The organism is Evansella tamaricis, from assembly GCF_019042215.1.
Classification (GTDB): Bacteria; Bacillota; Bacilli; order Bacillales; family Salisediminibacteriaceae; genus Evansella; species Evansella tamaricis.
Genome location: NZ_JAHQCS010000107.1, coordinates 70,639 through 93,852 on the forward strand (window position 1 = coordinate 70,639; position 23,214 = coordinate 93,852).

The 23,214-nt window shown below is 39.4% G+C and carries 17 protein-coding genes and 1 other annotated feature; of the genes, 8 read left to right on the top strand and 9 right to left on the bottom strand.

Features of this window, described 5'->3' with window-relative positions:
* Positions 1-65 precede the first annotated feature (65 nt).
* Both KS419_RS13315 and KS419_RS13320 read right to left on the bottom strand, forming a co-directional pair.
* Complete coding sequence (locus KS419_RS13315) at positions 66-620, bottom strand: ECF-type riboflavin transporter substrate-binding protein (RefSeq protein ID WP_217066899.1); 555 nt, start codon at positions 618-620, stop codon at positions 66-68.
* 40 nt (positions 621-660) lie between these two features.
* Positions 661-1,560: an SAM hydrolase/SAM-dependent halogenase family protein gene (locus tag KS419_RS13320; protein ID WP_217066900.1), complete on the bottom strand. Its 900-nt coding sequence runs from the start codon at positions 1,558-1,560 to the stop codon at positions 661-663.
* 188 nt (positions 1,561-1,748) lie between these two features.
* Positions 1,749-2,085, bottom strand: a binding site (T-box leader).
* Positions 2,086-2,242: 157 nt separating this feature from the next.
* Between KS419_RS13320 and KS419_RS13325 the strand changes: the two genes are divergently transcribed.
* Together KS419_RS13325 and KS419_RS13330 are read left to right on the top strand one after the other, a co-directional pair.
* Positions 2,243-2,968: a DUF1129 domain-containing protein gene (locus KS419_RS13325; RefSeq protein ID WP_217066901.1), complete on the top strand. Its 726-nt coding sequence runs from the start codon at positions 2,243-2,245 to the stop codon at positions 2,966-2,968.
* Complete coding sequence (locus KS419_RS13330; RefSeq protein WP_217066902.1) at positions 2,968-3,723, top strand: hypothetical protein; 756 nt, start codon at positions 2,968-2,970, stop codon at positions 3,721-3,723. Before KS419_RS13325 ends, KS419_RS13330 begins: the two co-directional genes overlap by 1 nt.
* 157 nt (positions 3,724-3,880) lie before the next feature.
* Here the strand turns inward: KS419_RS13330 and KS419_RS13335 are convergent, their stop codons facing one another.
* From KS419_RS13335 to KS419_RS24955, 4 genes are all read right to left on the bottom strand, one after another.
* Positions 3,881-4,717, bottom strand: a complete 837-nt coding sequence (locus KS419_RS13335) for a transglycosylase SLT domain-containing protein (RefSeq protein WP_246594018.1) — start codon at positions 4,715-4,717, stop codon at positions 3,881-3,883.
* A gap of 477 nt (positions 4,718-5,194) precedes the next feature.
* Positions 5,195-6,013: an outer membrane protein assembly factor BamD gene (locus KS419_RS13340; RefSeq protein WP_217066903.1), complete on the bottom strand. Its 819-nt coding sequence runs from the start codon at positions 6,011-6,013 to the stop codon at positions 5,195-5,197.
* A gap of 106 nt (positions 6,014-6,119) precedes the next feature.
* The gene (locus KS419_RS13345; protein ID WP_217066904.1) at positions 6,120-7,133 is read right to left on the bottom strand and encodes a M28 family metallopeptidase; all 1,014 of its coding nucleotides are present in this window, start codon (positions 7,131-7,133) and stop codon (positions 6,120-6,122) included.
* Between the two features lie 265 nt (positions 7,134-7,398).
* Positions 7,399-9,813, bottom strand: a complete 2,415-nt coding sequence (locus KS419_RS24955; RefSeq protein ID WP_246594020.1) for a right-handed parallel beta-helix repeat-containing protein — start codon at positions 9,811-9,813, stop codon at positions 7,399-7,401.
* A gap of 590 nt (positions 9,814-10,403) precedes the next feature.
* Here KS419_RS24955 and KS419_RS13355 point away from each other — a divergent pair.
* Complete coding sequence (locus KS419_RS13355; protein WP_217066905.1) at positions 10,404-11,621, top strand: SEL1-like repeat protein; 1,218 nt, start codon at positions 10,404-10,406, stop codon at positions 11,619-11,621.
* A 65-nt stretch (positions 11,622-11,686) separates the two neighbouring features.
* Here the strand turns inward: KS419_RS13355 and KS419_RS13360 are convergent, their stop codons facing one another.
* The 3 genes from KS419_RS13360 to KS419_RS13370 all read right to left on the bottom strand — a co-directional run bounded on the left by KS419_RS13360 (position 11,687) and on the right by KS419_RS13370 (position 13,507).
* The gene (locus tag KS419_RS13360; RefSeq protein WP_217066906.1) at positions 11,687-12,424 is read right to left on the bottom strand and encodes a sulfite exporter TauE/SafE family protein; all 738 of its coding nucleotides are present in this window, start codon (positions 12,422-12,424) and stop codon (positions 11,687-11,689) included.
* Between the two features lie 234 nt (positions 12,425-12,658).
* On the bottom strand, positions 12,659-12,844 hold the full coding sequence (locus KS419_RS13365) for a sporulation protein Cse60 (protein WP_217066907.1): 186 nt from the start codon (positions 12,842-12,844) through the stop codon (positions 12,659-12,661).
* Positions 12,845-13,150: 306 nt separating this feature from the next.
* Positions 13,151-13,507 carry a helix-turn-helix domain-containing protein gene (locus KS419_RS13370; protein ID WP_217066908.1) on the bottom strand — a complete coding sequence of 119 codons (357 nt, stop codon included), beginning with the start codon at positions 13,505-13,507 and terminating at the stop codon, positions 13,151-13,153.
* Between the two features lie 772 nt (positions 13,508-14,279).
* On the opposite strand from KS419_RS13370, the gene KS419_RS13375 reads away from it, so the two are divergent.
* From KS419_RS13375 to KS419_RS13395, 5 genes are all read left to right on the top strand, one after another.
* Positions 14,280-15,578, top strand: coding sequence for an ATP-binding protein (locus tag KS419_RS13375; protein WP_217066909.1), 1,299 nt, complete (start codon positions 14,280-14,282; stop codon positions 15,576-15,578).
* A gap of 250 nt (positions 15,579-15,828) precedes the next feature.
* Positions 15,829-16,338, top strand: coding sequence for an antibiotic biosynthesis monooxygenase family protein (locus KS419_RS13380; RefSeq protein ID WP_217066910.1), 510 nt, complete (start codon positions 15,829-15,831; stop codon positions 16,336-16,338).
* 373 nt (positions 16,339-16,711) lie between these two features.
* A complete protein-coding gene (locus KS419_RS13385) occupies positions 16,712-17,944 on the top strand; it encodes a hypothetical protein (RefSeq protein WP_217066911.1) in 1,233 nt (410 codons plus the stop codon).
* Between the two features lie 1,586 nt (positions 17,945-19,530).
* Positions 19,531-20,310 (top strand): hypothetical protein, encoded by a 780-nt coding sequence (locus KS419_RS13390; protein WP_217066912.1) that lies wholly within the window; start codon positions 19,531-19,533, stop codon positions 20,308-20,310.
* 10 nt (positions 20,311-20,320) lie between these two features.
* Positions 20,321-23,203, top strand: coding sequence for an acetate and sugar kinases/Hsc70/actin family protein (locus KS419_RS13395; RefSeq protein WP_217066913.1), 2,883 nt, complete (start codon positions 20,321-20,323; stop codon positions 23,201-23,203).
* Positions 23,204-23,214 lie beyond the last annotated feature (11 nt).

Sequence of the window (23,214 nt, forward strand, 5' to 3'; positions counted from 1 at the left end):
CTTAATTTACCAATTCCTCTGCAAAAAAACAAACCGGAAGCGAATGCCCCCGGCGTTGTTGAAGATTAAGCTTCTGCGTCTAAACTTCCACTCTTGCTTCGTGTTTTCGCATAGGCAATTAATAAAAGTGTACCAATGACACCAACTGTTAAAATATTAAAACCACCAGCTACAGCACCTTGTACGTAAACTTTATTTTCAGGCTCCACATAAATTAAAATATCAAGAGATGGTGCAATGAGCATCCAACCGATGGCGTTCACAACCACTTGGGTCACGTTAAAGGTAATGATTTCTTTTAAACCAAAAACTCCATTTTCAATATCAATCTTTTTCGCTACTAAACCGATGGCTAACCCCACAAAACCGGAGACAACGACCCAACTCCACCATACAGATCCCCAGACGATAGCATCTGTTAATGCGTGACCAACAAATCCAATTAATGCCCCTGCGATAGGTCCGTATACGACAGCCATTAATGCTAAAAAGGCGTAAGAAACTTGAAAGTTTGTGTTAGGTACACCTGTAGGGATTGCGGCAAAACGGTTTAAAATGACAAATACAGCTACCCCGATACCAATTGCGACGATTGTTTTTGTTGCTAATTTTCCATTCATTTGTTCCATTCCTCCTAATTTCACTGATTTAATTTTGGTTTTACTGTTGCTGCTGATGTTGCCTTGTTGCTAAATTGATCCCATTTTTGGAATAGGTCGATTCTGTTTTACGAATTGCAATACTCCAGTTGGAGCCTGTTCCTATATTGTACGCTTTCGCGAAGGATCCTTGATTAATGGCAACTGCCATATTGTCGAGAGAATTTACATACACAATGGGCTGACCAATTCGCGTATCGGCAAATGACCTGCCGTACGTCATCTGATTCACATACACTTTTCGGTTTCCGTGTTTAATCACAATTTCCACTGTTTCCCCATAATTAATTTTCTGTTTTTCAAAAAGGTCACGGCTAATGTTGCTCCAAAGATTTCCAAATCGAACATCTAAAATATCTATAATACCTCTAATCTCACCATTTTCTATATCGGCTTTCTGAGAGCAAAGATTTATGATCGAATTCAAATCAATTTGTGGCCCCACTTGTTCAAACGTTATCTCCTTCGACGCTAACCTCGCAGCAGTGTAGGCATAAATATCTCTGCCATGGAAAGTATGTGAGGCACCGGATTTCGGCAATCGATTTGTCCTTTCATCAATAGCCCTTACTTCCACGAGGCCGATGCTCTGGCTAATATGGGTGAGTGTTCCATTATCCGGTGTGACGATATATTGATTCGTTGTGGTTTTTGCCACAACACTCTTACGTTCCGAACCAACTCCTGGATCTACAACAGATACGAACACCGTCTCCCTCGGCCAGTAGTTACAAGTTTGAAGTAACCGATATGACGCTTCCCATATATTGAATGGAGGTATATCGTGTGTTAAATCATAAATGGGCAAAGTTTGATTCACTGAATGGGCAACACCATACATGGCATTCACCGCCCCATCGCTTAATCCAAAATCTGTCTGCAATACCAGTGCTTGACTCATGTATACCTCTCCCTTCTTTTATTATCGTTATACATTTAATTTTAAAAAATGATATTGATTTCTAGTTAAAAATGGATGAACTTAATTCATAGTATTCGTGTATGTAAACTCAGCTTTTAGCGTTGTCTGTTCTTGTTTGGTTGGACTTCCCCCTTTTTTAGCATAAAAAAACCACGCCATTATCATTCGATAAGGACGCAGTCTTATACGTGGTACCACCTTAATTTTCCAATTGTTCACACAATTGGACTTAGCAAGTACAGAACTCCGATGAATCGCTGGAAAATGACCGTTGGATCGTTTGTGAATCATAGTTCTGATTCGTCAACGCAGCAATTACCGTTTCTTATACTGTGGTTTTGATAACGAGTACCCACACTCGTCGAAACCTACTGATGCCTTTGGCAAGTTCAGTCACGCAGCTCAGAGCCCATTGTTCAAATCAGTATTTTTACCCCTTTTCAGCTACCGGGGTTCTCTGCGGAAAAATAAGCTGATTTTACTTTATCCCTTCATCGCCTTAAATTATTTAAGACTAATCATAAATGATGTGAATATAAAAATCAATACAAATATTGAAAAAATTTTATTTGTTGAGAAAAAATATTCTTCATTGGAGGGAATTGCTACACACACTCCATGTCAAAACTTTGTTAGAATAAGATATAAGGGGGATATAATTATGCAATTTTCACTTGACTTTCCAACAAATATCATTGAACTAATCACCACTTCCCTCACTTGGGGATTTCTCATCTACGGGATTTATTATTACTATCAAAAACAAAATCGAAAGCCGAAAATATGGAAAGCATGCGTTGCCATGTTAGTTGGTTTATTTGCATTTTCACTTGACTTCGCGATCTTAGGCACCATTATAAAGATTCCTATTCTACCAATAGGAGTTTGGCTTTTATTATGGTATGCCAAGGGGAAGCCGGGGGCTTGGGATAAATATAGGTCCTTCGCATGGCTAGGGTTTATTGGGAATTTTATTTTTGTTGTGGCAGCTATCGTCTCTGTCCTCTTTCATAACTTGATTTATCCTAAGAGTGACCTTGAAACATACATATCAACCATGGAGGAACATGCTATGCTGGTTGCGATTCACCCTTCCGCTGAGGAAGTTACATTTGATTCGGATAGCTTTAAACAACATTTTTCCAGCTTCAAAGAAGAGCCTTTTGACAGTATTGAGTGGTACAACGACATAAACTTTAATATGGAACCTGCAGACAGGGAGGAAATCTTTCCATATGTATTGACGGGTACGTCTTCTAAGTGGGGCAGTGGTTTACCCACAATTATCTATGTGGAGCGAGACGGGAAAGGGTTAATAGTTGATTCATCTGAACGGCAAAGGTACTTCCGAGGGGAAGAATCATTTTTGAAGGGTGGCGGGAAATAATGTGGAACACGAGATTTCGGTTACCTATTCTTCTGACCATCATATTGATCGGTATTGGGGCGATCTATTATTACTATTATTCCGGTCCTGATGAGTTTTTGTCAGAGGGGGCTCTCCTAGACGAGATTCGTGATTATTACTATGAGGCAGATTCTAGTACAGAAATACAAGATATTATTTTCATAGATGAGAGTCATGTATTTGTCCCATTCCGCATCAACAACATATACGGCACCAGTTATTGGTACTGGGAAAAAAGAAAGTGGAATTTACGCCGCATTGATACGATTCAAACTCCCACTATTTGGAGGGTTGACCCTGAAGATCCTTCTACGTTTGTTTTCCTTTGGAATATGAGTCCAGATACAGATCTCCATGAAGGGGAATTCTTTATGATCAATCCAAGAAATTACTTCGTGAGCAATAACGTTCACACCTATACTCCACATGTACAACTTTCTATGACCATTCCATTTACTGGCACATCTAATTCAGAAAAATCGTTTGGTGTGGTTTCAATTCCGGAAGACTGGAAGGTTTTTTTGCAGGAGTATTATGAAGTGGAGCATGCTAAAATCCCTAACGATTCATTCTTTGACAGTTTCTTCCCCCATTCCAGTGTGTATTTCGGCTGGAAACCGTTTGATAAAGAGGGCAATATTTATTATCCACAAATACCTAATGGATCTGGATATGGCTTTGGAGATAGTTCCGTAGACTATTTAAGGAATATAAACGAGTATGATATAGAATAGAAAAGCAGAACGAAACTCACAGGAGTAGGTCAAGAGGGCAGTGAAAAAGTGGTTTAAAACTTTTTCAGTGCCCTCGTAGGTCAGTGGCTATTACCATCTGACTAAACAGTATCCCCCCTTCCACGAACGAAGGAGGGATACTTCTTACACCTATATTCTAATGATTCATAGCTACTGCTCTATTATTATTGGCTTTATCCTGAATCTCCACGGCATACCAACTTCTCGCATTCCCGTGCTCTTCCACGTAGTTTTGCATACCATAAATACCTCGGTGATAGGCCGTCAGAGCATAATCCCAATCCCCGTATTGATTGTATAGAAACTCTAAATACGTTACACATAACTGAATGGAATAGAGTGGATCGAATAACATGTCATGATTGTAAGGCAGATCAGCCATGTCTGCAATCCACGGACTCGTGTTTTCCATGAACTGAGCTAACCCGTATGCCCGTCCATATCTTGTCTGTGGCCCAACGGTATCAGGACTGAATGTTCCACCTGTCTCCACCCGCAGCAGTTCATAAATCAGAAACGGATCAATACCTTTTGCTGTTGATTCTAGAACTAAGAAACGGCCCCATTCCCTTTCAAAGCGTTCACCACTGTCTTCATAAAAGTGATCTGCAAGTTCATTTGCCTGTTCCCAAGTGAGATATCCTGCAGTCTGTGACGTTTCTGACCTGTTTTCTAAATATACTTGTAACCTTTCCACTTCCAGTGCCTCAATCAATCCGTCCCTCTCCGAATCCCATTTCGTCATTAACCCCCCGACTTGATAGTCCAAGGACCTGTTGATTGTCTGAAAAAGGGCGTTTTCTGATTTGGCTAAATCGTATTCCTCTGTTAATTGGGACATCTCCAATTCCATTTCTGTAAATTCACTTTCCACCTTTGTATATTGACCTTTTAGTTTGATATATTCATTCCCTATTACTGCCGTGACTAGAAGTAGTGACAACAACGATAAGATGATCACTAACTTTTTCATCTTTGCTTGCTCCTCCTTTTTGCGTTCACCTGATGGTTCTTTTTGAAAAAACTAGATTTGAAGTTTTTCCATTGAGCCTCGATCATGTTCTGATAGTTTTAGGTGAATTTGCAATTCTTAGTAACAAGCAATTACCAATTTCATAGAATTTATACATATATTAAGAAATTTGATAGATTTGAATTTAACAAAAGGAAGATTATTTAACATAAGAGACCTAGGGAAAGGGGAATGTAAGAAAAGCGCAAGCGCCTTGGTCACGAGCGTAGGGCAGTGGAGGAATGACAACTAGAAGTCCGCTCTTTGACTTCGGTTGTCACTTCCGAAGTGCCCCGTAGGGAGTAGGCGGCTGGAGCTAGACATTGCCCGAAGGTGCAAAAACTAATACTTTCTGGAAAAAACAGTAGTCCCTTTCTATTAATTCATAGAAAAACCGTGTTACAGTAGTTGCACACGGTTTTTTTATATTCTCTAGTTTTACTCTGTTCTAAAATCAATAAGTTCTACAGTCACATTCGTAATGCGGTTATCCAGTCGCGCTGAAGTTCTAAACCCTGTTTTTGCAGACGGCAGTAACGTACCTGATGTGGGATACGTTTCAGAGGAGTCAATGATGTTCCCATTGTCATCCTTGAATAGAGCGCGTAATTTAACAGATCTTAAACTAAAGTTGCTGATGTTTTGTACTTCCCCTTCCACAATCGTACCGGCCGTGTTCGTGTAAACATCCGTTATATCAATGGTAATCGGATTCGTCAAATTCTCACGGGCTTCCCTTTCTTGGCGCTGTGCCTGCTCCACCTGACTATGGAGTTCCTCATACTGTTGAAGGGCACCTTCTAACTGTTCAATCTTTTTTTCTTGTAAACTCAGGACTTCCATAGCAGATTCCAGTTCTGTTTCTAACCTTTCATTCGTACCAGATTGTGCCGACAAGGATGCTACTTCCTGCTCCTTCTCAGAAATGACTGACTGCAAATTTTTAATATCATTTAAAAACGTGTCCGTCAATTCCTTCACTTCTGTTTTGGAGTTTTCGCTAACTTCCTCTAACTCCTGCTGGAGGGAAAACAATGATTCTGCATAAATCAAATAATTTTTCACCTCTTCTGCTTCTGCATCCTCATCAAGGGCATTTTGAAAAGCTTCCATCGCCTCTTCATAATCCCCCAAAGACATTGCCATATGGCCTGCCTCCACATTGTCTGTAAATGTCTCAGATGCTTTGCTAGAACAACCTGCCAATAAGAAAAATAATATTATAATTGCTAAAAAACTACTCCATTTTTTCCACACTTGAACTACTACCTCCCTCTCCTAATCAACTAAATTACCAAATTAAATCTACACTTTGCTAGAGTTAACTGCACATTCTATATTAAGAAAACTGTATAAAAGCTCATCAAAGAAGACCTAACTCCTTTAATATCCTCCGTAACGTCCCCAAGTCAGTCTTCAGTTCAGTTGAAATCTCCGTCATTAATACACTACAAATGGTATCTAAATGGGTAGTACTAAGTTTTGTATCGAGGAATCTCCCTAGTTCCAGTGCCTCATCCATATCTGTAAACGGGTTTAAAACAACGTTTTTTCCACGAATAGTCTCGTCCATTTCTAAAGCTAGATGTTTAATAAACTCTGCGATATTTTCGATCTTTTTATGATTCAAATTTTCAAAGGTGTCATGTTTTGTGTGGTAATACGGCCAATGGCCACAGGAAAAAAATAGATTCGGCTTTTTATTAATGTCAAAAATATAATGATCAGATAAGTATAAAATGTCTCTGCTTTTTAACTTATAAGTCTGAATTTCTTCATTCTTCTCACGTGCTTTATTAATACTATGGGATAAAGCAGGACTTGTCTCTGCCCCAACGGCAAACAAGGCGTTTTCCCGATCACAAACAGCCAGATCATGACCGCAAAGATCTAAAATAATTGCACCGTGGAAAAAGCGGAAGTCTAAGCATTCCGGTAAATGTCGATAAAAGTAAACACTCCCCATATCAGGGGTTTTAAAATAAGGTGGTTCCTCCATATCGAATATGGCAAGGACAATGTTTAAGTCTAAGTGGGAATTTTTTAAAGAATCCATTACGGAAAGCAATATACCGATTGCAGCAGCATTATCATCAGCCCCAGGAAATCCAGTAAGATGATCATAATGGGCTCCAAGCAATAACCAGTCTTTTTTGGCGTTACCTTTTTTCACGGCGAGAATGTTGCGGCCTATAACCGTGTCATCAGCCACATAAATCTGTTCCCATCCACTTGTCAAAAGGGGCTCAAGTTTCATCGTCTCCATTTGGTCGATGATGAGCTTCCTAGCTTGATCATGACCTGTGGTTCCTGGAACACGTCCATTTAAGACCGGGTCCGATAAATTTTCAATGAGTTCAATAAATTGGCGGTTCATTTCTTCCCTTTTCTCCCTTCCAACTATCGACTAAACTATTGACCAACCATTCTTTTATGACTAGTATATCACTATTTTTTTCCAAATCACTAAGTTAATAGAGTTTTTTGTAAATTTAATAGGAAAAGTCTGGAATGGAAAACTCTACTAAATAATTTAACACAGAAATGCATGGAGGTTAATACCCCCATGCTGATAAAACGTTTTTTAAGAAAATTTACACTCCCATTTAAGAGGGACTGTTAAAATGAGAAAAGCACCTTTTTCAGTGCACTCCCATTAAAGATTGTTTTTTTCTATTCCAAAAGAAGATACTTGAGCCAATAAGGAGCATCAACAAACCAACCAATAACCAATTATAGGAATTCGTTGCCGTTGACGGTAATGCTTCTCCATCTTTGACTTCATGGTTTTTCTCGTTAGTTGAATCTTTGCCTACTTTACCTGATGATGGGGATGTTCCAAGTATTGGTCCCTCATTATCCTCTTCTTTTTCAACTGGTGTCTGCTCTTGCCTTTTTTGGAAAACACCATAAGTAGAAAAATGGGAGACTTCCAATGTGATAAATTGCTCAGATTTGTCAACTTGCCCACCTTTTAACACCCACTTATTTGTACCCTCATCGTAATAATATATTTCAACTAACTCCGGATCTAATCCCGAAAAATAGTGAAGGTTTAAGATAAAGTCCCCATGTGTTAAAGGTTCACTTGTACCATCCGGGTATACAACCGTTACTTCATAGATATCCCCTGCCACTACATAGTCATCCATATGAGAAATATTGTCTGGATTCACTTGCTCCACTTTTATTCTCGTCGCTTCAGGGAGATCAGTTGGCATAATGATGGAGCTGTTACTCCCTTGAATATAATAGTGTGCGCCACTGCCTACTTCCCTCTCTACACCATAACTAATGAGATAGTCATCCTCAATCGTGACTGTTAATGATACTGAAATATCATTAGTGTTTGTTATATGGTCTGGTAGATCTAATACCCCCTGAACATTTAATGATTTCAAGGACGTGGGATCATAAGGATCATTTTCCAGTTCCCAGGAAACGGGGAGATCAACTGTTTCCCCACTCGGAAGTTCAGCAGTTAACTTCTGTGGCAGGAGTGATGTTATCTCTTCCAGCGTTTTTCCAAACGTCACATTCGTATTTTCTCCCCCGGACAAAGAAACAATATTTGGCTGGAATTCGAACGCCCCAATGTCAATCTTTCCATTTTGGATTCTAGTGTTCCCTCCAACATCACTATATCCACTTCCAAAACCGTTATTTCCTTGATCTATAGCAGGGGAATGGGCAGATAGCCGATAGTCCCCTTGGGCTGGTGCCAAAAACATTGGATCATCGCTAAAGATCATCAGTTCTCTTAGTTCCTGTTCATCTAGTAGAGCATCAATTCCTCCAATGATTAAATTGGACATAAATTCAGCGGGATTCATCTCTAACGGAGCAATTTCCGATTGTAAGGAGAATTCGGAATCCATTCGCACCAATAAATTTTCTTCAAGTGAGTTTCCTCCGTTCCCCCATATAATTGTATTGAATATTCTTGGTGGTTGCTCCCTATAGGCAAGGGAAACACCAGCACCAAACCCCGACCCTTGTGTTACATCATTATTTGTTATTGTCATACTATATAGACTGACCGATTCCTGTATCTCGTTTTCAGCGACCATCTTTAACTCAAAATCCAAGGATTCACCTAAATGCATTGGAGTCATTTCCGGTTCCCTGAAAAGATTTGATGCCTCATAAATTCCTCCACCTGAAATTTCAGCTGTATTTCCTGCAATCAAAGTATTAAAACTTAGAAATTCACTCTCTAAAGCGAAGATTCCTCCGCCTGATTCCAATGCAGTATTCCCTGTTATAAAACTGTTAGCAACAGTAACACTACTGGATAAGGAGGCAATTCCTCCGCCACTTTTACTTGAATGGTTATTTGTAAACGTTGAATTAGATATATACGCTAAACTATGATAGAGTTGTACTCCTCCTCCATCTTCAACGGATGAATTATTCGTAATATATACATTTAGTAAATTCACACCATTACTGTATTCTAACAGGATTCCGCCACCATGATATCCAGCGTTTTCTTTGATTACTAAATCCTGCAGGAAAATATGTTCACTAGAAAACAATCCAATCCCAACGCCCCCGTAAGATCCATTCGATTTAGCCCCAGTAATAGTAAACCCATCGAGCTCTACACCTGAGACATGGTTACCAGTCACTACTGCTACAGAGTTCCCATTGCCATGATCCCCACTTAGAATCGTTTCATTTGCTTTACTATCCCGTTCATAACGATACGTTTCTCCACCTGCAAACCCACCATAAATATAAACATTACTTTTCAGAAAGAAGGACGTGTCTTCCACATACTCTGTTCCTGTAAGTTCAATTTCTCCGACAGATGTAGATGTGGTGGGACGATAAGTTCCCTTAGCAACCCAGATTTCTTGACGATCCCCTGCTGCATCAATCGCATCTTGAAGATCAGTGAAAGCATCGGCCCACGATTGTCCATTATTTTCACCAGTAGCATTTACATCTACGTAAATGATGTTTCCACCTGCACTCCAAGCTGAAGGCAGTAACACAAACAACAATAATACCACTGACAGTAATAAAGATTTTGTTTTCCATCTTTTTTTCAATATAATCACCTTTTTCAATTAATGTCATTTCTCAGAATATGATTTCGAATATTCCGACTCACCTATCTACAATTCACTATATAGAACACTTAATGCTAGCAATCCCGTTAGATCAGTTCTCTAAGTAACGTATAAGAATAAATAGAAATTTTAGTATTATAGCAGGGTTTCGTTATTCCATCTAGGATACATCGTAAACGTAAGGATAGGATAGATATGCAGATATGTCTTTTATTCTATATAACCACTCCCCTTCCAAAATAATAGTTTTAACGTTTATTACCGTCATAAAGTTAATAACTCTATCATGTCCACTAAATTCTACTATTAATTCAGAAAATTTGACAGCGCAAATCGACAAAATCATGTTTAAAAGTATTTTAAAATTGCCCTTTAATAATCCCATAGAAATAATGGCATTCCTTACTCTGACTTTCTCACCAAGGGGAATGCTCTTCCTTTCACCCTGCCTTCCTTTTTGTTACCATGAATACTAACTAGTTTTTAGATAGGAATGATAGGTTTGATTAAGGCATCCATGCTTAATTGTTATCACAGATTACCAGCTAATTTACGGGGAGGAATATCATATGAATGGGAATTCTGGTTACATATACGTGATGTTAAATCTAGCAATGGAAGGGAAGGTAATGGTTGGTCGTGTGAAAGATGATCCTGCCATGACACTGGATGGAAGTCAGGCTCCAACGGATAAGGATACACAACGCATCCTTGTTTATCGGGAGTTCTTTGCAGAAAATATTGACCTTCTGGAAATAGAACTGAACAATTGGTTAAAGGACAATGACAAGGATAACAGCAACGGCTATTTTCAAGTGGAACCTTATCAGATCATTGACAAGATTCAGCAGCTTCACACGTCGTTTTTCCCAGAAAGGAAGGATGGACTTGTCTTCCCTCCGAACGGGGGATCAGATATCCCAATGGACGCTTTTGTTCTGTTCGATCAAGCTTGTGATTATTATTATGGTCGTGGAAGCATTGGAAAGGATTACAGGGAAGCGCGAAGGTTGTTGGAGGAGGCCCACGGGCTTGGGGTGCTGGCGGCTTCTATCTACCTCGGCCGGATGTTTGAGTACGGGGAAGGTGTCGAGCCGGACGTGGTGAAGGCGCTTCAATATTATGAGTCTGCGGTGGCGGGCGGCAGTAATGTGGGGTGTGCGAAGATTGCTTGTCTCTACTGGAGGGATACGGTTGTAAAGGACTTAGAATTGGGAAAACAATGGTGGGACCGCTATTTCACTTCATTGGATCATCACGTTATTACAAAAGATGATTACTCGAATTTTAATTTTTACATAACGTTAGCAAATGAGAATCAATTGGAGATAGGGTACAGGGATACTTTAGCCATTTATAAAAATCAGATGATAAAGTTACTGGAGATTCGCTGGGATGTTTGCAATGAGCAGCACTCTGGGAATATTCCGTTCAGGGAGTATATGTTGGATATTATCCAAAAGGAGATTGCGTTTGTGCAGTCGTTGGAGGCAAAGGATTTGCCTGGGGTGAGTGAGGACTTCGCCATTACGTCGGACTTCTTGAATATTTCGAATATGGGAATCATTTTACTGGCGAATGTGGAACGGGGTGAGTTTGCTGCTGGCAATACCATTAAGATAAACGCTCCGGGCGGGATTTCCGTTGATGGAAAAATTAAGAAAATTGAAAAGTTTGGGAAGTTCAGTGAAATGGCATCAGCCGGGGAAAGTGTCGGTTTCTTGGTGGATGGGAGCCAAGAAGAGTTGATGTTTGTGAAAACCGGAGCATCCATTGTGACAGGATGAGTGGTTTCTATAGGGGGAATGCCCTGATGGAGTTAGGTTAGTTATTCCCTTCACTTCGTTTTCCCTTAACCAAATAAAATCAAATTCGCGGCGGCGATGGCAACGACAACCGCGGCCAGTCTTTTGATATTCTGTTGGGAGAGCTTGGCGAAATAGTGGATACCGATTCGGGAACCAATCAGCACACTGACGAGACCCACCAGGAAGTAACTAATAAATTCCATGGAGAAGTCACCGCTCACCCCATGTAAAGTAATGGTGAGAATAGCCGTTATCACAAATGTAACTTGCAGGTTGGCGCTGTAGGCATATTTGTTATCATGGAAAACCAAAAGGAAATAAAACACAAAAAACGGTCCACCAACTGCAAAAATGCCTCCCATAAGACCGCCGGATAGTCCGAGGACAATCGGTAACCACGTTCCATTTACCTTTTTTTCTGGATTAGGACTTTCATTCCAAAACAAATAAATGACTACGGTGATTAGAAAAAGGCCAAGGAATGTTTTCAAAATATCCATATCCCCATAGTTGTGAAGAATTAAAAAACCACCAACCCGGCCGATTAGGGCGGCACTAAGTATGACGAGGAGGGACTTCCATTGAATATGTTTAAATAGTTGTACCGCGATGCTTAAGGACAAGATAAAAGTTAAGGTGATTACTAGGAGTGCACTTTCTTTTACGGTAAAAAGAAATGGTAAAAAACTCATGGCAATGAGACCAAATCCAAATCCACTTACTCCCTGAACGAAACTCCCGCAAAGTAGGATAATAAAAATCAGTACTAACTCAATGACCATGACTAGCGAACCTTTCTGATTTTGAACTGGAACTCTTACTTCTTGCCACTTTTCTCTTGTTAAAAAGTTACGGTTTGGAAAAGTAGGTACTCAACCCACACTTTCTTTCTATTTTCTATACTATCATACCTTCTATTCTTAAAATAATACGTGGAATAATCCCTTCCATCGTCAAGGACAGAGAGAAGCAGGAAGGGGAGCATCGTGACCTTACGATACTCCCAAACACACTCTCTAATATCGTTCTTTATAAATCAATAACGCATCATTGCAAACGGAATCTTCTGAAACGGTCGTTGTAAATTTGATATCAATTATATCCACGTCGTTTGCCTCTAGCCATTCATTAATATCATCGTCAATATAGGTATCATCTGAATCAAAATGCTTCACCTTCATCTCCCTAGATCGTAGAATCAATTCCGTCCCCTCCTTCTCTGTATAAATGATAATGATAAAATATATGGACAAAGGGAACTTTTAAGACCTATTGGATTGTGACGGAATGTCAAAAGTGTGTTCTCCAGATGTTTTTTGGACAAAAACAGATTATTAACAACACGTGAAAAGTTATTACTTTGGGTTTTATTCATCAGAAAAGCGCAACCGCCTATGCTCACGAGCGTAGGACAGTGGAGGATTGACAACAGAAGTTCGCTCTTTGACTTCGGTTGTCACTTCCGAAGTAACTAAATTTTGATAGGTTTACCTTCCTTTTTTCCCTGATTAAGGTGAAGATGGTTCATCTCCTCTAACTTGCTTTTTCCACTTATGGAACTCAACGAATTCCTGGAGCTCTTTCAAGGTAATTCCAGACTCCCTAAGCTCTTGTATAAGATTCCACCATGCGTAATCACTATTATCAAATTGAGCGACTTCAGGTTCAATTAACTCAGGAACCAGTTCATTAACAGGGACATCCAGTTCCGAAGAAATCTTGGCGACTAACTCCACAGAGGGGTTTGTATTTTGATCTCGCTCTAATGTACTTAAATATGATTTGGCAACTCCCGCCCTTTCCGCAAGCTCTGTTAATGTTAAGCCTGCGCCTTTCCTATATCTTCTAATTCTACTGCCAATCAACGTTCACACCACTCTTTCACTAAAAGATATTACCCGTTATTATTATTATTTTAAAACGTAATACGATGTTTATGTTTTCCGGTGAACTTTTGATGGTAGTTGCTAATGGTTCACCTTTTCCGTTCGGAAATTTAATTTAGATGTTATTTTTCCCTTTTGCTGGGCCTAGACCAATTTACCTAATATTCCAGATAAACCGTTAACCATTATATAACATTTTCAATTTTCTGGCTATTATAATAGTCATATAGTCACATTATCTATCAATAACTTTTTCGACATTCTTCCGACGAGTTATGGAACTTGTCGTTGAGTGTCGATTAGTTTCGGATTGTTTCTCGAAATATTATACCTTTGTATAATATAAACCGTATTATTGGATTGGTATGTTTATGGTACCTATAATTTGAAAGCGTACTTTATCCTGTTCGGAATTTTCATCCATATTATTGAACAAGTGCCATTCGACAAGTGCCTGTCACCTCCCGACAAAAAGAGTCCCCTTACTAGGAGTTATGAGAGATTTAACTGCTGTGTAAGGGTTTTTCACTATCAGGATTCAAATCATGTGATCATTTTCAAATTGTGCTATAATTTTACAATAAATGTACAACAAAAATACCACTCTCGTAAACACTTTGACAATTGCCCTCAAGGCATAGTACGAGTAATCATTTGGGGTTCCAATGACGGGAAACCATTTATACGGTATTACCAAAATACACATAGAATTACATAAATAATTTTTCGTTATTAAGGGGGATGGGATTGAATGAGAGAGAAGGTTTTTCAAGTGTTTATTCCCATGCTTTTACTTGGTCTAGGAACATGGGGAATATTAACCTTTTATGGGGAAAACTTCTGGCTTATTTTGTCATTATTACTATGTTCTTTTCTCTTCGGCTTGTATATGAATATAAACCGTTTAACACATAATCCCGTTTCAACAAAAAAATCGCAGAACATCCATTCCATAACCGTGGATCTCGTCAACGAAACAGCGCTCTTATATGATTCTTTATTCAAAAATAATAGTGATGGCATCATAGTGAGCGACACAAATGGAAATGTAGTAGACGGGAATCCGGTCATCTGCAAGATGAGCGGATACACGTTAGAAGAGTTCAAAAATATAGAATTATCTTCCTTCATTTGCGAGGATGATTTAGACAAGAAGTTCCAACATACAAAAAAAGCACTGGAAGGTTCTCCGCAAGAATTTAATATACACGTTCAAAATAGGATTGGGAAAAAACTGCTTGTTATGGTAAAAATGATCCCAATTAAAGTAGATGAAGAAATTGTTGGTCTCTTTGAAATCATTAAGGATATAACCGAATCCAAAAAATTAGAAGAAATGATGTATCATTCTGATAAAATGAATGCCATTGGTCAACTGGCGGCCGGAGTTGCACACGAAATACGAAACCCCCTCACCTCACTGAAAGGTTTTATTCAACTTTCGAAATCAGAATTAAGTGGAGAATACGTGAAAATTATGGAGTTGGAGTTAGAACGGATTAATCAGATTGTTGGTGAATTTTTGTTTTTATCCAAGCCCCAAAAGGTCTCCTTCGTTTTTCAAAACATAGGTGTGATACTCACTGATGTAGTTCAGTTTATTAAACCGGAGGCACTGCTCAATAAAGTAGAGATACATACCACCATCGACCGAGATCTACCTCAAGTTCACTGTGAAGAAAATCAGTTGAAACAAGTTTTCATTAACTTGTTGAAAAATTCGATGGAAGCAATGCCCTCAGGGGGCAATATATTTATTACTGTTTCAAATAATGTGGACATTCTCTCGATAAAAATAAAAGATGAAGGGGTTGGCATCCCAAAAGAAATTTTAGAAAAAATTGGACAACCTTTTTTCACAACAAAACAATCTGGTAATGGGTTAGGAATTCTTGTAACTTATCGGATCATTGAGTCCCACGGAGGAACCTTCTCTATCACAAGTGAAGAAAATGTTGGAACCGAAGTGGAAATCTCGTTGCCCATTTCAGACGACAGCTCTACTCAATTAGCTGGTAATACGCTGGAGATCGCACAACGTAATAATTAACAATCTGCCTGCACAAATCCCTACTACTTTTTTAAACAGGCAATGGTAATGATTATAGTGAGAGACACTGGATTCCCAGCGAGAACAGTGAGTCAGGGAGACACGCAGAATTGCAGTACAGTAACGATGAGGCTCTCGAGCCGCCCCACCGACCCGTGAAAATGATCGCCCTAAAGGGAAAAGCAACAACAAAATATGACTGAGCCTTTTAAAAAAAGTGGTGTAGCATTTACAAAGGAGAGAACTAAAAATGTATATTTATTTGACAAACAAAGAACGTACACTTGAAAAATTAGATTCTGAGCCAAAAATTTTCCGTCTCACGCTCAAAGGTGAGGACGATTTACTTCACCTGGTTGAAAGTGACTCAATGATCGAATTGGAGTTAACAGAGAGCGATTTGATATTTGAAGTCATTGACGCCTCCTCTTCCCTTCAGAAAGGTGCATTTCTAGTGTGCAATAATATTCCAGTGGTGGAAAATGGCAGAAAAGTTTTTGAACAGCGATTCCAGAATCGGGCCAGAATGATTGAAAACGAACCTGGATTTGTGGCAATACGGGTGTGTCGGCCATTGAACTCTGATACGTATGTAATCATGACTTTTTGGGAAAAAGAGCAAGATTTTTTAAACTGGAAACAGTCCTCTGCCTATGAGCATGCCCATAAAAAACGCGGGACATCGGAAGGCATTGATATGCAAAAACCTCAGATCTTTCCACGTCCTTCTTTTGTGGAGACATATGACGTTTTATTGTGACACCTCCGTTATGAATATTGAGGGGGAGAGTGGATGTAGCGTCCCCTCTCCCTTCCCCCTTCCTTCAAATGAAGAAAAAATATTGAAAAATAGACTCCTATATAGGATAATATTCACAGTGTTTTTTGAAAAAAGGAAAGTAAACATTCTACATCCTCAAATGTACTCACTTCTTTTCATTCATAAAAGGAATTTTACCAAGCTTTTCCTCCATGCAATCAATTGCCGTGATATTAGTCCACCATTTATCATCACTTTGACTTTTATTTAACACAATTACTTTTATCGTAACCTATTAAACACAATTCACTCTGTATTCTATTAATCTCAATAGATAACTAAACTAGTATTACATAAGGAGATGGTATCACGAATGAAGAAACTAGTATTTATTGGTTCCCTGCTTTTTCTACTCCTCTTAGTGGCGTGCAATAATGGGAACGATGCATCTGGAGAAAAGCAAGAAAACCTGAATGTTGAGGGAGAAGTAAATAATGAAGTTGATGACATGGAAGATCATGAAGTTAAAGAAAATGTTTTTGGCAAGGAAGATGGTATTCCCTTCGATGAGTTCAACGGGAATGTCCGGGAAGAGTTCCAAGTAACCGACAGTAACGGTCAACGATTTATTGTCTATTTGTTCAGTGAAAACGAAGAAGAGTTTACCGAGGAGCATGGATGGGCAGGTGCTGATTCAGGTGACCTCATAACACAGGGGGATTACCAATTTGCCCTTCGTGAAGTGGACGGGGAATTCGTTGTAATTCAATCGACCGAGCTAAATAACTGGATGTTTAACCATGACAGAACTCCATTTTATGTGACAGAGAATGAGCCTGATGTCATTTTTTTCCGAGAAACACTATCTAGTAATGCCGTGGAGAATCTTGGTTTTATCATCGACGAAGAAGAGTTACATCTAGTCACATATCCTGACTTCATATCTAATTCTTCCATATATAAAAAAATGGAGCAAAATACCTTTCAGCATTTTTGGTATAACAACCAGCAAGGGAGCTGGACGTTCCATACGATTCTCTTAAACGTGGCCGAAAGAGAATTCGAGCTTTTGGAAACATTCGAATTCAGTGGTGATGAGTTTAGGCTTGGGGAAGTTTTCGCTACCGAGTTTCATGAGGATGAAGAATTTTTCGTGACTGCTGATTTAGAATATGAACTTGACCCTAAAGAAGAAGTATTGGATACGTTAAGAACCAATGCAACAAACGGATATTTATACCTCTCTGGTCACCATGTGGGAACATCATTTGAGGAGATGGAAGCAGCAAGCGGCCTTCCCGATGAAAAGATGGATGACGGTGGTAATATCATGTACAGCTATTCCGATTACAATTATTACGCTTATTATAACTTCTTAACTGGCACAGGTGGCGATAGCGTAGATACTATCACCTATTTAGTGGATGATCATTTCCCTGCTCTTTACAGGGAAGACTTAATTGCTCATTTTGGCACCCCAAACATAGATAATCCTGCTCCCCACGGGGATGGCTATGATTTGGATTTCACTGTAGGCAATTACAGTATACTATTCATCTTAGAAGACGAACACTCCCCTGCAGTATTTATTCGATTAGATCGTTAATCTGATAGGTTTGGTTGGGATAAAAACTAAATGGGTTAACAAAGAGCAATACTGATACTAGTATTGTTTCATGGAACCGACAATCTTTCATTAAAATAGTGATAGGACTTATAGATTCATCAACTTAGTCATTCGTCAAAAGATCCAGTATCTTATGACAGATGGATGACTAGGTTTTTTTTTATTTATTGCTTTATTGTCTTTTCTGGACCCCTCTTTAGCCGAATAAGTATTTTATCAAATTGGGAAATCTTTGTTTTGTTTAGATATTAGTCTTCAAGTAACTACTTCGGGTAACTTACTTACTTAAAGACCGGTTACATCCACGGTTCGGGCACAAGTTCGAGCATCTTCCTACCGAATCTCCAGGTGATGCTCCTGTTCGGGCAGAAGATCTGGTAACTTCCTACCGAATACCTGACCGAACCGCTCGTTCGGGCACTAGTTCGAACAACTTCTTACCGAATATCTGACCGTCACTTCCGTTCTGGCACTAGTTCGTTCATCTTCCTACCGAATACCAAATCGACGCTTCCGTTCGGGCACAAGTTCGAACAACTTCTTACCGAATACCTGACCGTCCACCCCGTTCGGGCACTAGTTCGTTCATCTTCCTACCGAATACCAAATCGACGCTTCCGTTCGGGCACAAGTTCGAACAACTTCTTACCGAATATCTGACCGCCCACCCCGTTCGGGCACTAGTTCGAGCATCTTCCTACCGAATACCTGAACGAACCGCTCGTTCGGGCACTAGTTCGAACAACTTCCTACCGAATACCTGATCGAACCGCTCGTTCGGGCACAAGTTCGTACAACTTCCTACCGAATACCAGACTGAACCGCTCGTTCGGGCACAAGTTCGAACAACTTCCTACCGAATACCTGACCGTCACTCCCGTTCGGGCACAAGTTCGAACAACTTCTTACCGAATATCTGACCGTCACTTCCGTTCGGGCACTAGTTCGAACAACTTCTTACCGAACACCTGACCGTCCACCCCGTTCGGGCACTAGTTCGAACAACTTCTTACCGAATATCTGACCGTCACTTCCGTTCGGGCACTAGTTCGTTCATCTTCCTACCGAATACCAAATCGACGCTTCCGTTCGGGCACAAGTTCGAACAACTTCTTACCGAATACCTGACCGTCACTCCCGTTCGGACACTAGTTCGAGCATCTTCTTACCGAATCTCCGGCTGACCCTCTCGCTCGGGTTCAAGTTCGCTCATCTTCCTACCGAATACCAGCCCGTACACCATGTTCGGGCACTAAATCGCCCTACACACTACATAACACTTCACTCTACACTTCACTTCACAACACTACCCACTACCCCAAAAGTAAACATTCACACCACATTCAATTCCTTCTAAAATGAATATCAAATCATAAACAAGAGACCCATTCTAACACTTTCCAATTATGGTATAATTGGACTACATTTTTTTGCCGAATATAGGATTGTCCATGACCCTAAGCGAAACTTATCTGCAACTTAAACGTAAATAATAAAAAGTACTCACCTAACTAACATCAAGAATCTCCTACATACTAAAATCGAACTAGACTAGAGGTGAAAGGATGAATTCAGCTTTTATTAACGATCTATTAGCCGCATTAGAGAAGGAAGAAGTAGTCTTAAAGATACAGGAAATTACCACCCAAAAACACACAACGAATCCCCCCTTCCAGAAGGAAGAAAAGAGTGAGAAAAAGTCTGAGCTATATAAAAAAATCACTTCCTTAGAAAAGGAACTGGCAGAATCTAAGGCACTTCAAAAATTCCAAGAGGAATCGCTTCTTCAATTAAAGTCGAAATTGCAGCATGAAACGGACAACAAAACAAAAATAGAACAGGAATACCTTCGACTGCAAAACAAACATGCAGAGCTTTTTGAACAACACAAAACAGTGCTACAAGAGCGTAATCATTATAAAGAAAACTATGAACCTCTCGAATCAATCCATAACCTTTTTTTAAACTTATCGCCTAACACAAAACAATCATTAGTAGGGATATTTAAGGGGATGACGATCCATGAATTCCTCTCTTGTGGGGTTCAATATGAAAATCTTGATTCCCTTTGGGAATATATGAAACGGGAGACAATCGAAGGAAGTAATCAGGATTTAGATTCCCTCAACGAAATCTTCCGCTTTTTCTTTCATGCATACAACAAAATCTATGATTCTCCCATCTATGAGATACAGAGTACTTCTATTGGTCAGAGGTTTGATGAAGACCTGCATATTCGTGGGGGGAACAGTAAAGTCATTGGGGAGATTAGCTCCGTTCTCTTGAATGGATACTATAATCGCATCAATAATAAAATCATCAAAAAATCCATTGTCCAGATATAAGGAGAGAGTTATGGAAAAAACAAAAGTTATCGACCGCATCAATGTCCATACATCTGAACTAGATGAAATCATCGGTTTATACTTTGATAATTTATTAGAGGAAGTGGTGGAAGAGGTAAACAAAGATGGTGCAGTCTTATTTAAACACTTCCACAAGCTTATCGAAGATCGGTGGGTTTTTATGGAGAATAATGTTTTTTACGATAATGAAACCGTCTCCGTTTTCCCGGATCTCGAATCCTATAAATGTTTTAAAGCATCAGAAAATAATAGGTTCATTCAAAACATCCCAGGAAGTTACTTGAAATTCAGTGGTTATTCTGGAGATTTCATGACTATTAAGGAATTGAAAACTGTTTTTAACCGATCCATTAATTTCCCGCATAAATCAGGAGAACATCATGTTAAATATAACGGAAACAACAAAACTTACCGCATCGCATATAAAAAAGGGAAAAACACTTTAGGTGGATTTGACATTGATGATAATACATATAGAGATGAGCCTGGAGTCGTCATCCCCATTTTTCGATTGCTTGGAAAACCAGCACCAGCAACAAAATTGGATTCCAATCAAGTCATCCATCAATGGTTAAAACATCATCTTCTTCCAAAGGGAATCAAACAAAAATATAAAGATGTATTCAAGATTTTCTGCACATTACGTGAGTTGGATTATCTCAATCAAGACTTAACGGTTGATATGGAATTACTGCGAGAGGATATTGAGGAACAAGATTTTTCAGGTACCCTCTGTGGCAGGAGTTTCGATAGATCCATACTGTTGCGCCAATTACAAGAAAACACCTCTGATTTGATCATGGATTCTGAGGTATTCTATGACAAGTTACTAAACTGTGAAAGATACAGAGCAGATATAGAAACGTATGATGAAAAGATGCTCACAGATCCCAATAGGGGACATTGGGATTTATGGGAGGAAAAAGATTCCCGGGAAACGGTAACCATCCCATTAACTAACGCCATTATTTCTCGAAATCCAGCAGCAGATATTAGACAAGATGGGGTAATCGGGATTGATTTTGGAACGAAGAGTACAGTAGTTGTGTATCAGGAAAATAGTGAACATACATTGCCTATGAGGGTTGGCTTAGGACATTTCAGTAAGAAAGTGGAACCAAAACACTATGAAAATCCAACCGTGATGGAATTTATTGACTTGGACAGTTTTTTAAACCAGTATCAGCTAAAACCAGGGAGACCGAATACCAGCTGGGAAGATATTACCGTTTCCCACACAGCATTTAACAGTCTGATGCAAAGCAGCAGTGAGCATTATTATTCTGTAATTAGTGATATTAAGCAATGGGCCGGAGATAAAAGAAGACAGATCCGCTTAAAAGACAAAACCGGAAAAGACATGATCCTCCCTTCCTTTTTAGAGATCGAAGATGGTGGCTTTAATCCTATTGAGTTATATGCCTATTATATTGGACTATACATTAATAACCAGCACCATGGCATTTATATGGACTATATCCTATCCTTCCCCGTCACTTATGAAAAAGACGTGCGGAAGAAAATCATCGAGAGTTTTGAAAAGGGAATTAAAAAGTCCCTTCCAACATCCCTCTTAGAAGATGAGGAGATAATGAAAAACTTTCGTGTAATCAATGGGGCAAGCGAACCAGCAGCGTATGCCATTTGTGCCCTTCAGGAATACGGTTTTGAACCTGTCGATGAGGATTCTGTTTTTTATGGGGTATTTGATTTCGGAGGTGGAACAACAGATTTTGACTTTGGAATCTGGCGGGAAGCCAATGAAAAGGAAAGACGTTATGACTTTGTAATCGAACACTTCGCCGCTGGGGGAGACAAATTCCTTGGTGGAGAAAATTTACTGGAATTACTCGCATTCGAAGTATTCAAGGCAAATCAAGATAAATTAAGAGAAGGAATGATCACATTTACCTTGCCACCTGAGTGCACTCGGTTTGCAGGGAGTGAAACCCTCCTCAGTGAATCTCAAGAAGCGAAGTTAAATATGAAACAGTTGATGGAAAAACTCCGCCCTCTTTGGGAAAAACACGAAAATTATGAAAAAGAATTTGAAAAGGATCTCTTGAAAGTAAATCTGTTTGATAAGGCTGGACAAGCCAAACCTAACTTTGAGTTATCTATCACTCAAGAAGGGTTAGAAGATATTATTGAACAACGGATCGAAAAGGGAATTCGTAATTTCTTCGACTCCCTCAGACGTTCTTTTGAAAAAACTGCAACTCGCAAGATCGAAAAAGTGAATATATTTCTAGCAGGAAACGCTAGCAAATCTCCCATTGTAAAACAACTATTTGATAAATATATGGAAGAAGAAACGTTTGGGGCATATCAAATCGAAAAGATAGACAAAGAACTGTTTGAGATCTTCCCTCCCCTCGGTACAGACGAGGCATATGAGAAATTGGAAGAAATGGGAGTCCCGTTCAACCGGAATAAAATAACAAAACCAACTGGAAAAACAGGTGTTGCATTCGGATTGATTCAGAGCCGAAAAGGCGGAAGAATCCGGGTGATAGATCATAATATTGTTCAGGATGAAGTGAAGTTCAAGTTCTTTGTGGGTATGAGCAGACGTGGAAAATTCAAAGTTATTCTCGATCCGGAAAATGGTTACAGCAAATGGCATTTATTTATCGATGCATCGGAAGAAGACTTCGAATTATATTATACGACTCTTCCGGAAGCCAGCAGAAATCAGTTGGAAATTCAACAGACCCAACGTAAAAAATGTAAGATTGACTACCTGGATGAGGACGCCTATATTTTTATCCGTCCATTGAGCCCGACGATGATGGAATATGTCGTTGCAACAGAGGATGGCATAAAAAACGAATCCTATTTAAGCGAAATCAATCAGATAGAACTACACTGATAAAAGAGGGT

Coding starts and splice junctions, on each gene's coding strand:
- KS419_RS13395 (WP_217066913.1), top strand. CDS start 20,321: ATGGAAAAAACAAAAGTTATCGACCGCATCAATGTCCATACATCTGAA.
- KS419_RS13335 (WP_246594018.1), bottom strand. CDS start 4,717: ATGAAAAAGTTAGTGATCATCTTATCGTTGTTGTCACTACTTCTAGTC.
- KS419_RS13330 (WP_217066902.1), top strand. CDS start 2,968: ATGTGGAACACGAGATTTCGGTTACCTATTCTTCTGACCATCATATTG.
- KS419_RS13360 (WP_217066906.1), bottom strand. CDS start 12,424: ATGGTCATTGAGTTAGTACTGATTTTTATTATCCTACTTTGCGGGAGT.
- KS419_RS13345 (WP_217066904.1), bottom strand. CDS start 7,133: ATGAACCGCCAATTTATTGAACTCATTGAAAATTTATCGGACCCGGTC.
- KS419_RS13325 (WP_217066901.1), top strand. CDS start 2,243: ATGCAATTTTCACTTGACTTTCCAACAAATATCATTGAACTAATCACC.
- KS419_RS13380 (WP_217066910.1), top strand. CDS start 15,829: ATGTATATTTATTTGACAAACAAAGAACGTACACTTGAAAAATTAGAT.
- KS419_RS13320 (WP_217066900.1), bottom strand. CDS start 1,560: ATGAGTCAAGCACTGGTATTGCAGACAGATTTTGGATTAAGCGATGGG.
- KS419_RS13315 (WP_217066899.1), bottom strand. CDS start 620: ATGAATGGAAAATTAGCAACAAAAACAATCGTCGCAATTGGTATCGGG.
- KS419_RS13390 (WP_217066912.1), top strand. CDS start 19,531: ATGAATTCAGCTTTTATTAACGATCTATTAGCCGCATTAGAGAAGGAA.
- KS419_RS13375 (WP_217066909.1), top strand. CDS start 14,280: ATGAGAGAGAAGGTTTTTCAAGTGTTTATTCCCATGCTTTTACTTGGT.
- KS419_RS13355 (WP_217066905.1), top strand. CDS start 10,404: ATGAATGGGAATTCTGGTTACATATACGTGATGTTAAATCTAGCAATG.
- KS419_RS13385 (WP_217066911.1), top strand. CDS start 16,712: ATGAAGAAACTAGTATTTATTGGTTCCCTGCTTTTTCTACTCCTCTTA.